Origin of the sequence: Paramuribaculum intestinale (genome assembly GCF_003024925.1) — a bacterium.
Classification (GTDB): Bacteria; Bacteroidota; Bacteroidia; order Bacteroidales; family Muribaculaceae; genus Paramuribaculum; species Paramuribaculum intestinale.
On record NZ_PUED01000063.1, the window covers coordinates 1 to 13,726 of the forward strand.

13 protein-coding genes are annotated in these 13,726 nt (G+C 53.1%); 5 read left to right on the forward strand and 8 right to left on the reverse strand.

The annotated features are described in order from the left end of the window. The 3 genes from C5O24_RS14290 to trxA all read left to right on the forward strand — a co-directional run. The coding region (locus C5O24_RS14290) for a hypothetical protein (RefSeq protein ID WP_205961073.1) at positions 1 to 296 on the forward strand (296 nt) is incomplete at its 5' end. Positions 297 to 303: 7 nt separating this feature from the next. After that, on the forward strand, positions 304 to 4,173 hold the full coding sequence (dnaE, locus tag C5O24_RS06275; protein WP_107035079.1) for a DNA polymerase III subunit alpha: 3,870 nt from the start codon (positions 304 to 306) through the stop codon (positions 4,171 to 4,173). 740 nt (positions 4,174 to 4,913) lie between these two features. Then, positions 4,914 to 5,240: a thioredoxin gene (trxA, locus tag C5O24_RS06280; protein ID WP_107035080.1), complete on the forward strand. Its 327-nt coding sequence runs from the start codon at positions 4,914 to 4,916 to the stop codon at positions 5,238 to 5,240. Positions 5,241 to 5,339: 99 nt separating this feature from the next. Here trxA and C5O24_RS06285 read toward each other — a convergent pair whose 3' ends face one another. The 8 genes from C5O24_RS06285 to miaB all read right to left on the reverse strand — a co-directional run bounded on the left by C5O24_RS06285 (position 5,340) and on the right by miaB (position 11,495). Further along, a complete protein-coding gene (locus C5O24_RS06285; protein WP_370364541.1) occupies positions 5,340 to 5,930 on the reverse strand; it encodes an IMPACT family protein in 591 nt (196 codons plus the stop codon). Between the two features lie 10 nt (positions 5,931 to 5,940). Further along, positions 5,941 to 6,990 carry a tRNA preQ1(34) S-adenosylmethionine ribosyltransferase-isomerase QueA gene (gene queA, locus C5O24_RS06290; RefSeq protein WP_107035081.1) on the reverse strand — a complete coding sequence of 350 codons (1,050 nt, stop codon included), beginning with the start codon at positions 6,988 to 6,990 and terminating at the stop codon, positions 5,941 to 5,943. Between the two features lie 20 nt (positions 6,991 to 7,010). Then, the gene (truB, locus tag C5O24_RS06295) at positions 7,011 to 7,748 is read right to left on the reverse strand and encodes a tRNA pseudouridine(55) synthase TruB (RefSeq protein WP_107035175.1); all 738 of its coding nucleotides are present in this window, start codon (positions 7,746 to 7,748) and stop codon (positions 7,011 to 7,013) included. A gap of 14 nt (positions 7,749 to 7,762) precedes the next feature. Then, positions 7,763 to 8,602 (reverse strand): undecaprenyl-diphosphate phosphatase, encoded by an 840-nt coding sequence (locus tag C5O24_RS06300; protein WP_107035082.1) that lies wholly within the window; start codon positions 8,600 to 8,602, stop codon positions 7,763 to 7,765. Then, positions 8,602 to 8,811: a DUF3098 domain-containing protein gene (locus C5O24_RS06305; protein WP_237612974.1), complete on the reverse strand. Its 210-nt coding sequence runs from the start codon at positions 8,809 to 8,811 to the stop codon at positions 8,602 to 8,604. Before C5O24_RS06305 ends, C5O24_RS06300 begins: the two co-directional genes overlap by 1 nt. Before the next feature lie 271 nt (positions 8,812 to 9,082). Continuing rightward, complete coding sequence (locus C5O24_RS06310) at positions 9,083 to 9,964, reverse strand: cell division protein FtsX (protein ID WP_161553823.1); 882 nt, start codon at positions 9,962 to 9,964, stop codon at positions 9,083 to 9,085. A gap of 13 nt (positions 9,965 to 9,977) precedes the next feature. After that, positions 9,978 to 10,127 carry a hypothetical protein gene (locus tag C5O24_RS13975; RefSeq protein WP_161553824.1) on the reverse strand — a complete coding sequence of 50 codons (150 nt, stop codon included), beginning with the start codon at positions 10,125 to 10,127 and terminating at the stop codon, positions 9,978 to 9,980. 21 nt (positions 10,128 to 10,148) lie between these two features. Next, positions 10,149 to 11,495, reverse strand: a complete 1,347-nt coding sequence (gene miaB, locus C5O24_RS06315) for a tRNA (N6-isopentenyl adenosine(37)-C2)-methylthiotransferase MiaB (protein ID WP_370647401.1) — start codon at positions 11,493 to 11,495, stop codon at positions 10,149 to 10,151. A gap of 44 nt (positions 11,496 to 11,539) precedes the next feature. Here miaB and C5O24_RS06320 point away from each other — a divergent pair, with 44 nt between their 5' ends. Continuing rightward, positions 11,540 to 11,884: a hypothetical protein gene (locus tag C5O24_RS06320; protein ID WP_107035086.1), complete on the forward strand. Its 345-nt coding sequence runs from the start codon at positions 11,540 to 11,542 to the stop codon at positions 11,882 to 11,884. Between the two features lie 28 nt (positions 11,885 to 11,912). Further along, the gene (locus tag C5O24_RS06325; RefSeq protein WP_107035087.1) at positions 11,913 to 13,406 is read left to right on the forward strand and encodes a butyryl-CoA:acetate CoA transferase; all 1,494 of its coding nucleotides are present in this window, start codon (positions 11,913 to 11,915) and stop codon (positions 13,404 to 13,406) included. Positions 13,407 to 13,726: the final 320 nt, after the last annotated feature.

Sequence of the window (13,726 nt, forward strand, 5' to 3'; positions counted from 1 at the left end):
AATGTTCTCTTTGCGACTCTCAGGAGCGTTGCTTCCCGAAAGCGAGTGCAAAGTTACACCCAAAAATCTTCCCCACCAAATTTTTCGCAAAGAAAATTACACCACCAAAACCAACTTTTTCAACAAAACATTGCAATTCAGCACCATATCACATCAAAAAAAATCTCAAAAAAAAAGCCACAAGCGTTGTCGATCCGATTTTGCCCGCCGGATACAGACATATCCCCGCAAAATTCGTAACTTTGAATCCCCGCTCCAAAACACGCGGCGAAGACTCCCCTTTATTATTTATATAGTCATCCTATGGCCACAACACCATTCGTACACCTGCACGTACATACACAATATTCACTGCTCGACGGACAATCAAGCATCTCCGCACTTGTCGACAAAGCTCTCGACGACGGCATGGCCGGAATAGCCATCACCGACCACGGAAACATGTTTGGAGTGAAAGAACTCTACAACTACGTTAATGGTGGATGCATGAAAGGCTACAAAAAGAAACTTGAAAAAGCCCAGAAAAGCGCCGATGCAGCCAAAACGGCACTCTTTGAAAACCGCATCAACCGTATTAAGAACGGCGACTTCCGCATAATCCTCGGATGCGAGATGTATGTGGCCAACGGATCAAACCTCGAGCATACCGACAAACGCGATACCGGACGCCACTTGATCGTCCTCGCCAAGAACCTTACCGGATACAAAAATCTGATCAAACTCGTTTCGGAGGCATGGACCAAGGGCTTCTACATGCATCCTCGAACCGACAAAAAATCCCTCGCCGAGCGTCGCGAAGGACTCATCATCGCATCGGCGTGTCTCGGAGGAGAAATACCACGCCTTGTACGCGACGGCCGCATGGAGGAAGCCGAAAAGAGCGTACTATGGTGGAAAGAAACATTCGGCGACGACTATTATATAGAAATACAGCGCCATCCCACTGACCGCCCCGGATCCAACCGCACCGTATGGGAAGACGAAAAAGCGGTATATCCCAAAATGGTGGAAATCGCACGGCGTCACAACATCAAGATCATAGCCACCAACGACGTTCATTTCGTCAACTATGACGACGCCGAAGCCCACGACCGCCTGATATGCGTCAGCACCAACAGCTTCATTACCGACCCGCAACGCATGCGCTACACCAAACAGGAGTGGCTCAAGACACAGGCCGAGATGTCCGAACTCTTTGCCGACATCCCCGAAGCGCTCGAAAATACCCTCGAAATACTGCAAAAAGTAGAGCACTACTCTATCGACCACCCGCCGATCATGCCCACATTCGCCATACCGGAAGATTTCGGCACAGAAGAGCAATACCGACGCCAACTGACCGAAAAAGACCTTTTCGACGAATTCACACGCGACGAAAACGGCAACGTAGTGCTCACCCAGGAACAGGCCGACGACAAAATAAAAAAGCTCGGAGGCTACGACAAACTCTACCGAATAAAACTCGAGGCCGACTACCTCAGAAAACTCGCCTACGAAGGTGCTGCCCGACGCTACGGCACTCCCCTCACGCCCGAACTGGAAGAACGGATCAACTTCGAGCTCCACATCATGAAGACCATGGGTTTCCCGGGCTACTTCCTCATCGTGCAGGACTTCATCAGAGCCGGACGCGAAGACCTCGGCGTCAGCATCGGACCCGGTCGAGGATCGGCCGCCGGCAGCGCGGTAGCCTATTGTCTCGGCATCACACAGATCGACCCGGTGAAATACGACCTGCTGTTCGAACGCTTCCTCAACCCCGACCGAATTTCGCTCCCCGATATCGACATCGACTTCGACGACGACGGACGAGAAGACGTGCTCCGCTACGTCACCGAAAAATACGGAGCCGAAAAAGTAGCACACATCATAACATACGGCACCATGGCATCCAAACTGGCCATCAAGGACGTCGCACGTGTCGAACAGCTCCCGCTGAGCGAAAGCGACCGACTGACCAAACTCATCCCAAAGCGCATGCCGGAAGTCGACGGCAAAGCGCTCGATCCGTCGCTTGACAACTGCTACAACTACGTGCCGCAATTCAAAGCCGAACTCAGCAGCAACAACCCACTCGTTGTCGAAACGCTCCGCTACGCGCGCGAACTCGAAGGTACCGTGCGCAACACCGGAGTGCACGCCTGCGGAGTCATAATATGCCGCGACGACATCACCGACTGGGTGCCGGTCAGCACCGCAGTCGACAAAAGCTCCGACTCCAAGGAAAAGACCATCGTCACACAATACGAAGGAAAAGTAATCGAGGAAACCGGACTGATCAAAATGGACTTCCTCGGACTGAAAACGCTCTCCATCATAAAAGAAGCGCTTGCCAACATCAAGCGCACCACAGGCAAAGTCATTGACATCGAAACAATCGACATAGACGACCGCAAGACCTACGACCTCTACTGCCAGGGCAACACCATCGGCACATTCCAGTTCGAGTCCACCGGCATGCAGAAATACCTGCGCGAGCTACAACCATCGACATTCGAGGACCTCATAGCCATGAATGCGCTCTACCGCCCCGGCCCCATGGACTACATCCCCGACTTCATCGCCCGAAAGCACGGACGTGAGCCGATCGTCTACGACATTCCTGAGATGGAAAAATATCTCAAGGACACCTATGGAGTGACCGTATATCAGGAGCAGGTCATGCTGCTGTCGCGACTGCTGGCCGGATTCACCCGCGGACAGAGCGACACCCTCCGCAAAGCAATGGGCAAAAAGCTCATCGACAAGATGAACGAGCTTGAAAAACTGTTCATGGAGGGAGGACAGGCCAACGGCCACAAGCCCGAAGCGCTACAGAAGATATGGAATGACTGGAAAAAATTCGCTTCCTACGCGTTCAACAAGAGCCACGCCACATGCTACTCGTGGGTGGCATTCCAGACAGCATGGCTCAAAGCCAACTACCCCGCCGAATACATGGCCGCCGTACTCTCACGCAACCGCTCCGACATCAACAAGCTCACCATATTCATGGAGGAATGCAAACGGATGCACATCACCATCAAGGGACCCGACGTCAACGAGAGCTACCTTGAATTCGGCGTCAACGCAGCCGGCGACATCCGATTCGGACTCGCCGCTATCAAAGGAGTAGGCGAAGCTGTGGTCACCGAGATAATCAACGCACGCGCAAAAGGCGGCCCGTTCGAATCAGTATACGATTTTATCGAACGCGTGCCCACCGCAGCGCTCAACCGCCGACTGATCGAAAATCTCGCCTATGCCGGAGCATTCGACTGTTTCGCACCCGACATCAAACGAGAAGACTTCTTTGAAAAAAACTCCAAAGGAGAGTTTTTCAGCGAAGCACTCATGCGCTACGGCCAGCTTTTCCAAGCTGACAAACAGACACAGGGACTGAGCCTGTTCGGCGATGACGACCCCACACTGACCATCGCCGGACGCCCACCCGTCAACCCCGCCCTCCCTTGGATCGACGCCTACAAGCTCGAAAAAGAGCGCGACCTCGTGGGCATCTTCCACTCAGCCCACCCGCTCGACGGCATGTTCCTCGAAATGAAATACGGACTCGACCAGCTCAAAGACTACAAGACAGAAAACGTCACACGCGACCGTGTCTACACCTACGGTGGCATCGTCATCGGCCTTGACCGACGACAGGGACAGAACGGCTCAAGCTACGGATACCTCAAGATCGAAGACTACAACGGCACCGCCGAAATCTACCTCAACGACAAAAGCTTCTATCAGTTCGCCAACTTCGGCATCCCCAACACCGCAGTATATGTCAAAGGCCAGTACGGCCTCCGGAAAGACGGCAACATATTCTTTTCAGTAGCCGACATCAACCTCTTGTCAAACCTCAAAGGAAAACTGATCCGGGGCATCACCATAACCCTCGACCCCGAACAGCTCAACACAGCCGTCTACGACATACTCAGCGCCATGATGGCCGGCGCCGACGACACTCCGGCCGACGACAAATCCTCACCCGTACCGCTTACCGTACGATTCTTCGAGCCGTCGGCCAACCGCTATATCACCATGCAGTCCATGAGCAAGATCAACCTCAACCGTCAGGTGCTCGAAGCGCTCACCGACATGAACATAGAGTTTGCCATCGACAAGGCCGCACCCGAACCCGCAAAGGAAGAGAATCCCGCACAACGTTTTAGGCAGTTCAGAGGCTAAACCATTACCCATAGACAATAAGCCTATTACTAAATTTTTTATGTTAAAAAACATATTTTTTGAGCATAATTAGCAGAATATCCACTAACTTTGCACCGAGTTAAGTGTATATATTATAGAATCTCCGAAGAGTCGGAGACATAGATTGTTTTAGGTTTAATTAAAATTTAAGTATTATGCGTCAGATGATTAAAATGATCAAAGGTCTTCATCTCACCTATGGTACATTCTTCCGCATCACGGGCGACTGCACCATCGAGTAAGATCCAAAGACACGCGGACAGCGACTGATCACTCAAATCGATGATCAGACGTCAAAGCCCGCCATCAGACGAAGCTGAATCCGATAGGCACAAGCTTCAGCGTTCACCAACAGAAGTCTAACATAAAGAAAGGACGCCAAGATGAAAAGACTTTTGACAAAAGTATCTGAATGGTACATCGGAGCGGCTTCAATGACCTACCTCCACAGGTAAGTCCACGACAAGCCCCACAATCATCGATCCCGGTTCGGACTCCAGCATCAGCTGGATGCAATCCGACCGGTTTCAACAAATAAAGACGATGTACCCTACCGATCCGGCTTTACGGATCACAGACACAGCGACGATTGCTCCACGGCTTGATGAAAAGCCGGCGAGAGCAATTTTTTTTGTCCACACTCTTCCCTTTCTCCATAAAGATAACTACCTTTGCACTACCGAAAACTAATAGATCAACCATATAACCTATACACTATCATGGCAATCAAATTTACCGATTCCGACGTAAAATCCATCATCGCCTCCGGCGAACCCGTAGTAATCGACTTCTGGGCCACATGGTGCGGCCCGTGCATGCGCATGGCGCCTGTCATCGACGAACTCGCCGAAAAATACGACGGTCGCGTACACATCGGCAAATACAACATCGAAGAAGAAACCGAACTCTCCGACGAATACCGCATCATGTCAATCCCCACGATCCTCTTCTTCAAAAACGGTCAGCAGATCCGCGACCTCCGTCTTGCCGGATCGCAGAGCAAAGCCAAGCTCGAAGAAAACATCGAAGCCCTCCTTGCTCTCTGATCCACACACCCGGATTATCAACCGACATACATAAAAGAAGACGCAGTGTCAAAATTATGAGTTTCGACACTGCGTCTTCTTTTACACTGTGGTATGGCCTCAGTCCACACGCTTGGCCGGAAGCCTTGCAAGCAGCCCCTCCAGATGATCGCGCCTGATCGACAGCCGCAGCCTGCAAATATTGTCAAACTGCTGCTCCAATATCCGCGCCTCCGAAGCCTTAAGAGTAGTCATTACCGCATTCATATCCTCATACACGAAGCTTATCGACGCCTCCTCCTCCTCGCAGCGGCTCACAGTCTCTCCGGCCTCGATCGCCTCACGGGCTGCCTCGCGATATGCCACGATCAGTCCGGAAGTGCCAAGCTTTATACCGCCGAAATACCTCACAACGACCACCGCCACATTAGTCAGTCCAGCCGAACGGATCTGACCCAGGATCGGCTTGCCCGCCGTCCCCGACGGCTCTCCATTGTCGCTCGAAAGCCACTCACGCCCGCCCGGACCGAGAAGATAAGCCCAGCACACATGGCGGGCGTCATGATACTCATTGGCGATAGCCGCTATGGCGCTTTTCGCCTCCTCCGCAGTAGCCACCGGAAAGGCAAAGGCTATGAAACGGCTCATTTTCTCCCTGACCGTAGCCGTCGACTTTCCGGCCAGAGTCAGATATTCGCTTGACTGCTCCAACTGCCGGCTGTTACAATATCAGCATTGCGTCGCCATAGGCGCCAAAACGGTATTTCTCACTGATTGCCTCATCGTAGGCCTTCATCACCAGATCATAGCCGCCGAACGCCGTTGTCATCATGAGCATTATCGAATACGGCATGTGAAAATTGGTCACAAGCGCATCTGTGACAGTGAAATCGTACGGAGGGAAGATAAACTTGTTTGTCCAGCCCGAATAAGTCTTCATGTGGCCCCCCATGCTTACCGCACTGGCTATGCCGCGGAGCACAGATGTGCCCACCGCACACACACGATGGTCATTGTCCTTTACCCCATTGACCATATCCACCAGAGCCTGGCTCACCTCCATCTGCTCGGAGTCCATGCGGTGCTTGGTCAGATCCTCCACATCTATCTCGCGGAAATTGCCCAGACCGCTGTGAACAGTCAGGAAAGCCTGATGTATACCCTTGATCTCCATGCGCTTCAGCAGCTCACGGCTAAAATGCAGACCGGCTGCGGGAGCAACCACAGCACCCTCTTTGTCAGCATATATCGTCTGATAACGCTCGGCATCCTCCTCTTCAGGCTCACGCTTGATGTATTCGGGCAGAAGCGTCTGTCCGAGCTTGAACAGAGCCTCCTTGAATTCATCATGATCACCGTCATAAAGAAAACGCAGAGTGCGGCCGCGCGAAGTCGTGTTGTCTATCACCTCGGCCACCATCGAGTCGTCATCACCGAAATAAAGCTTGTTGCCTATGCGTATCTTGCGGGCCGGCTCTACAAGCACATCCCACAACTTGTTTTCAGCATTAAGCTCACGCAGCAGCGACACCTCGATTTTAGCACCGGTCTTCTCCTTGTTGCCATACAGACGGGCCGGAAACACCTTCGTATCATTAAACACGAATATGTCCCCGTCAACAAAATAATTGATTATATCCTTGAACACACGGTGCTCGATCTCGCCCGAAGCACGGTGCACCACCATCATGCGAGCCTCGTCGCGATGTTCCGAAGCATGCTGTGCGATCAGTTCCTCCGGAAGCTTGAACCTAAACTGTGAAAGTTTCATATCCTTTTCTGATTTTGATTTTACTGCTTTATCGCCGCATCAGGCTGCTCCGCCAGCTCAGCGTCGCGTATCATCTCCACGGTGCCATCCACCGACAGACAGTCATCGATGCCTACTTCCCCGACACGTGTGCGCCTGAGAGCCGTCAGATGACCGCCCGATCCGAGCGCCTGACCGATGTCGCGCGCAAGCGCCCTTATATACGTGCCCTTGCTGCACACCACCCTTATCGTGATGCTCTCCCGACTATATTCTGTCAGCTCTATCTCGTCGATCACCAGAGTTTTTGCCTTAAGATCCACCGACTGACCCTTACGGGCCTTCTCGTATGCCCGCTTGCCGTCGACCTTGCAGGCCGAATACTGCGGCGGTATCTGCTCTATCCGCCCTTTGAATCGCTCCAGAACCTGTTCCACAAGTTCGCGGGTAATATGTTCCACCGGAAACCGGGCATCAATCTCCGTTTCGAGGTCAAACGACGGCGTGGTCGCACCAAGCGCTATCGTCGCCACATACTCCTTCACACCGCTTTGGAGCTGCTCTATGAGCTTCGTTGCCTTGCCGGTGACCACTATCATCACCCCCGTAGCCAGAGGATCGAGCGTTCCGGCGTGTCCAACCTTGAAGCGCTTCACCCCCAGACGACGCAGCACAGTGCCACGCAGACGCTTCACCACATCGAAACTGGTCCAGCCAAGAGGCTTGTCGACGGCAAGTATCTCCCCCTCGACAAAATCTTTTTTCGCGCTGATATCCATCTCCTGCATGATTATCACCACAGTATGCACACCAGGCCCATTGCCACGCAATAAACCGCAAACCACACGAGCTTACCACGCTTCACTATCTCTATCATCCACTTGCAGGCAGCGCAGCCCGATACGAACGACGCCACGAAACCCACCGTCAGCGGAAGCCAGCCTATGGTATTTATCACCGCACTCTCGCCCGAAGCCATGTCCATGACATTGAGCAAAGCCTCCCCGAGAATCGGGATTATGACCATGAAAAACGAAAATTCAGCTACAGCGCTGCGGCGTGCACCCATTGAAATACCGGTTGCTATCGTAGTACCAGAACGGCTCAGACCCGGCAAAACGGCGATCGACTGGGCGATACCCATTGCCACCGCGTCGATCCATCTCACGCCATGACCCGGATCTTTACTGCTGCCATCGGCCACAGCCTGCTCCAGCGTCGGACGTGTCCTGAAAAAATAAGCGAACGAAAGCAACGCCGCCGTCACCAGCAGGCAACAGCCCACCAATGTCAGACTACCGCCGAAGAAACTCTCTACAGTGTCCTTGAAAAAAACACCGACGATTGCCACCGGAATGCACGACACCAGTATCTTGCACACATAAGAGAAATTATCGTCACGACGCCATGTGAAGAAACTCACACACAAAGGCACGAATTTACGCCACAAAACGACTATCGTGCTCAACACCGTGGCCACATGCAGCGCCGTGTCAAACTCCAGTGCCTCCGCACCCGCAAGCTGCAGGCCAAGCACCTCCCGGCATATCTCAAGATGACCGCTCGAACTTATCGGCAGGTATTCGGCCAGTCCCTGGACCAGACCGAGTATCAGAGCATCTATCCAATCCATCACTCAGCACCCTCCTCATGCTTGCTTTTGCTGGCGCGCGGACGCCACATTATACCTATCCCCATGAATATAAATCCGAGGAACGCCATAGTCGGACCGACCACTATGCGACGCGTGCTGAATATATCGGGATTAAACTCCGTTTCGGTCGAAGGAGCTCCGGTCATCAACAGAAAACCGGTCACGATCACTGCGGCCGCGACAGCCATCAGGATAAAATTGATCTTTACCAGCGGAAGTCTTACGTATGACTCACGCTCCAGTGCACCGGCATCATCGCCCTGCTGCAGCCTGCTGTTATTTGTCATTATCGATAATTTTATTATATCAATAGTAAGCGTTCGAATTCAATTTATCCTAAAAGACTTTCTTTCACTTACTATCACTTACACTTGAATACCTACTTACATCATTTGTCCGAATATTTCACGCCACACGCATCACTGCTCCATCAGCCCATGCATAGTGTCTGCCGCTTTATCAGCAGAACATCTCGTCGTAATCGGCACGCAGATACTTGTTGGCCGACAGCAGAGCCGACAGCCCGCATATCGCAGCCCCGAGCACGAACAGAGCCGCAAGCACCGCTATCAGACCATCGACACCAACCGCACGCATCACCTCCGGATCGACCGTAGTAAGATACCATAGCAAACCGCCAAGCACTGTCGAAGCCACAGCGGCAGCGATCAGACCCTGCAGGATATTGCTGACCACAAACGGCCGGCGTATGAAGCCCGGCGTAGCACCGACAAGCTTCATCGTATGGATAAGGAAACGACGGGAATAGATCGTCAGCCTCACAGTGTTGTTGATCAACACGAAAGATATAGTCAGCAGACACACCGCCACTATCAGCAACACCAGCGTGAGCGAATGCATCGTATTGTTTACAGCCTTGATCAGATCAGAATGAAGCTGCACGTCACCGACACCCGGCAACCGTCTGACAGCATCAGTCACAGCCTTCAGACTGTCAGGATTGCTGTATGCCGCCGTCACCGAGACCTCAAACTCCGGGCTGAACGGATTCACACCAAGCAACGCCTTCTCCGAGCCATCATCTCCGGCCAGCTCCTGCCAACGCGCCATGACCTCCTCGGCCGACGCATAGCGCACATTGGCCACATACGGAGCCTTGCGCCAATAATTCCTCATCGACAACACCTGACTTTCCGAAGCGCCATCGGCCATAACGACTACAAATCCCACCTGTTGGCGTATGTCATGACTGACACTTCGCGCCGCCAGACCCAGCAGAGCCGTCAGCCCAAGAATGACCAACACAAGCGCCACGCTGACAGTAGCTGTCAGCTGAGTGCTTCTTACAGGGATTCCACGCCCTCGTTTATCTCTGCTCATACGCTTCAATGATTTAGATATAGTGAGCCGGGCTATCATATTTGCCCACCCCTTGTTTTACAAACTGCAAAGATAACACATCAGCCACCCCGATGTCAAGATTTTTAACCCCATTTAATGATTTTTCGCCAGAGCCTGCCGGAATTTCGCCAAGGTCAGCCACGAAAACTCACCCGTCTGCAGATCATTCGCCAAGCAATGTAGCGGAAGTTGAGTCGGCGATTGTCACACTGACCGTATCACCCACCTTGACCGCACGGCGCGGAAACACCACCGTCTTGTTGGTATCCGTCCTACCCACCATCTGCTCCTTGCTGCGCTTCGACACGCCCTCGACAAGCACTTCCATCGTCCGGCCCACATCACGGCGGTTAGACTCAGCCGACAGCCGACCCTGCAACTCGATCATGCGGTTCAGACGATCAATCTTCACCTCCTCGCTGATATTGTCGGGCAGATGACGTGAAGCGTACGTCCCCGGACGCTCGGAATACTTGAACATGAATGCAGAGTCAAAGCCCACCTCACTCATCAGACTGAGCGTAGCCTCGAAATCCTCATCCGTTTCCCCATGAAACCCCGTGAACAGATCCGTCGTGACCGAACACCCCGGCAATATGCGGCGTATCGCCCCGATACGGTCGAGATACCACTCTCTGGTATATTTCCGGTTCATGGCCTTAAGCACCGCGTTGCTCCCGCTCTGCACCGGAAGATGAATATGCCGGCATATATTCCTGTGGGCTGCTATCGTATGAAGTATCTCGTCGGTCATATCCTTGGGATGCGAAGTCGTGAATCTCACACGCATGTCGGGCACAGCCTCGGCCACCATCGCGAGCAACCCGGCAAAATCCGTCACCGAGCCGTCGGCGTTCTCCCGCCTGTACGAGTTGACATTCTGCCCCAGCAGAGTCACCTCACGATAACCCTTGGCCTGCAGATCGGCCACCTCGGCAAGTATGCTTTCGGTTTCACGGCTTCGCTCACGACCGCGGGTATAGGGCACGATGCAGTAAGAACAGAAATTGTTGCAACCGCGCATGATGCTCACAAATCCCGAGATCGGATTTCCGCCTATCCGGCGCGGTATTATGTCGCGGTAGGTTTCCGTGGTGCTCAGCTCCACATTGACCGCCTTATGCCCCGACTCGACCGCAGCAAACAGCTCCGGCAGCGACATATAAGAGTCCGGACCCGCAACCAGATCCACGCCATGACGTTCAGTCAGCTCCTCCTTGGCTCGCTCGGCCATGCATCCCACCACACCAATGATCAGACGACCGTTTTTACGACGCTTCACCGACTGCAGATACTGCAGACGGCTTACTATTTTTTGCTCGGCATTGTCGCGGATAGAGCACGTGTTCAACAACACGGCATCAGCATCCTCCAGATCGTTAGACAACTCATACCCCGCCATTTCCATCACGGCGGCTATCACTTCGCTGTCGGCCGAGTTCATCTGGCAGCCGTAAGTTTCGATGAAAAGCTTCAACTTCATTTGCGTATCACCACTTATTTCTTTAATTTTGCACAAAATTACTAATTCAGTGCATAACTGACAAATCAATCATGGATGAAATCCTCTCCATAATCGTCTGTGCGGTCATCGGCGTCTTATTCACCTGGATAAGCGAACGAGGCAAACGCAACCGTTCACGCGCCGAGGCCGCCGCCACGCAAGATCATGACAATCACCGCGAGCGCGTCAGACGGCACGCTCCTCCATTGCCTGTCACACATGCGCCGCGACAAATCGCGCCTGACATACCCGAAGAAGGCGTCAGGGTCATATCCGACCGACCGCTGGAGGTCAACGACCAGACCGCACAACCAGGATCGACCCGGAACAAACAAGCCCGCAACCGATGGAGGCAGGCGATTATCGACTCTGAGATTTTAACACGAAAATACTAAACTACCGTAAATCTTATATTTTACAACAATGGCATTTCCAATTCTGTCGGCACAGGAAGCTGCCGAACTCATCAAGAACGGCGACAACATTGGCTTATCAGGCTTCACAGCTTCAGGTTCGCCTAAGGTAATCACCGAAGCCCTTGCTGCTAAAGCCGTGAAAGAACATGAGGCCGGACGCCCCTTCAAGGTTAGCGTTTTCACCGGCGCATCGACCAACAACCACGCCGACGGAGCGCTCGCGCGTGCCAACGCCATCGCCCGCCGCACACCCTACCAGAATACCCCCGACCTGCGACTGCGCATCAACTCCCACGACTGCCACTACTTCGACCTGCATCTGTCGGAGCTTGCACAGAAATTCAGATACAACACATATGGTGAGCTCGACTGGGCGATACTCGAAGTTGCAAAAGTATTCGAAAACGGCGAAGTAGTGCTCGGCACCGGCGTCGGCAACGTACCTACATACGCCGCCAAAGCAAAAAAAATATTCCTTGAGCTCAACACCAAGCTTCCCGAAGGGCTCTACGGACTCCACGACATCTACATGCCTCTCGACCCGCCCCACCGTCGCGAGATACCGATCTACACGCCATCCGACCGCATCGGACACCCCACCGTCAAGATCGACCCCTCGAAGATCGCCGGAATAATCCATTCCGACGCCTACGACGGCATCAAGGGATTCACCGCGCTCGATGACACCACACTGCAGATCGGAGCCAACGTGTGCAACTTCCTCATCGGCGAAGTACGCGCACAGCGCATACCGCAGGAGTTCCTGCCCATACAGTCCGGAGTCGGCAACGTCGCCAACGCCGTGCTGTTCGGCCTCGGCGACGCCAAGGAGCTGCCACCGTTCGCCATGTACACCGAAGTGATACAGGACGCCGTGATCGACCTCATGCGAATGGGACGATGCAAATTCGGATCCACATGCTCGCTGACACTCTCCGACGCCAAAGAAGCCGAAGTGCTCGACGACCTCGACTTCTTCCGCGACAAGATCGTCATCCGCCCCGCCGAGATCTCCAACAGCCCCGAAGTGATCAGGCGACTCGGAGTCATAGCCATGAACACTGCTCTCGAAGCCGACATATTCGGCAACATCAACTCCACCCACGTGGTAGGCACACGCATGATGAACGGCATCGGCGGATCAGGCGACTTCACACGCAACGGATATCTCTCCATATTCTCATGCCCCTCCATCACCAAAGGCGGCCTGATTAGCAACATCGTGCCCATGTGCTCGCATATCGACCACACCGAACACTCCGTCGACGTCATCATCACCGAACAGGGAGTTGCCGACATCCGTGGCCTTGATCCCGTGCAGAGAGCCGAGCGCATCATCGACAACTGCGCACATCCGATGTACAAGGAGCTGCTCCGCGACTATCTCAAGCTGGGCAAAGGCGGCCAGACTCCCCACCACCTTGCCGCATCACTCGGATTCCACACCGCGTTCCAGAACACCGGCGACATGCGCCTGACCGACTGGTCGCAGTACGCCTGATACACTGCCGACAATTCCGGCATCAATTTAGAGATTGTCTAAATTTATATAATACGGATTTTGAGAAGGATTGTCAGATGGATTTTTGTTTGTGATGAGGGAGTGTAGCCGTAGCTACATGACCGAGGGGCAAACAAAAAGACGCTGGAAAGACTCTCAAAAGCAAAGTGATATGAATTTTAGACAATCTCTTAGAAACTGTTTAAAATTAGAATTGAAAAAATGTTATAGGGCATAACAAACCCTCAGCCAAAGTGTTGAAGGAGAAAAACATTGTTCATATGCATAGAATCAATCTCTATCAGACACTTTTGACCGAG

Coding starts and splice junctions, on each gene's coding strand:
- dnaE (WP_107035079.1), top strand. CDS start 304: ATGGCCACAACACCATTCGTACACCTGCACGTACATACACAATATTCA.
- trxA (WP_107035080.1), top strand. CDS start 4,914: ATGGCAATCAAATTTACCGATTCCGACGTAAAATCCATCATCGCCTCC.
- queA (WP_107035081.1), bottom strand. CDS start 6,990: ATGAAACTTTCACAGTTTAGGTTCAAGCTTCCGGAGGAACTGATCGCA.
- truB (WP_107035175.1), bottom strand. CDS start 7,748: ATGGATATCAGCGCGAAAAAAGATTTTGTCGAGGGGGAGATACTTGCC.
- C5O24_RS06300 (WP_107035082.1), bottom strand. CDS start 8,602: ATGGATTGGATAGATGCTCTGATACTCGGTCTGGTCCAGGGACTGGCC.
- C5O24_RS06305 (WP_237612974.1), bottom strand. CDS start 8,811: ATGGCTGTCGCGGCCGCAGTGATCGTGACCGGTTTTCTGTTGATGACC.
- C5O24_RS06310 (WP_161553823.1), bottom strand. CDS start 9,964: ATGAGCAGAGATAAACGAGGGCGTGGAATCCCTGTAAGAAGCACTCAG.
- C5O24_RS06320 (WP_107035086.1), top strand. CDS start 11,540: ATGGATGAAATCCTCTCCATAATCGTCTGTGCGGTCATCGGCGTCTTA.
- C5O24_RS06325 (WP_107035087.1), top strand. CDS start 11,913: ATGGCATTTCCAATTCTGTCGGCACAGGAAGCTGCCGAACTCATCAAG.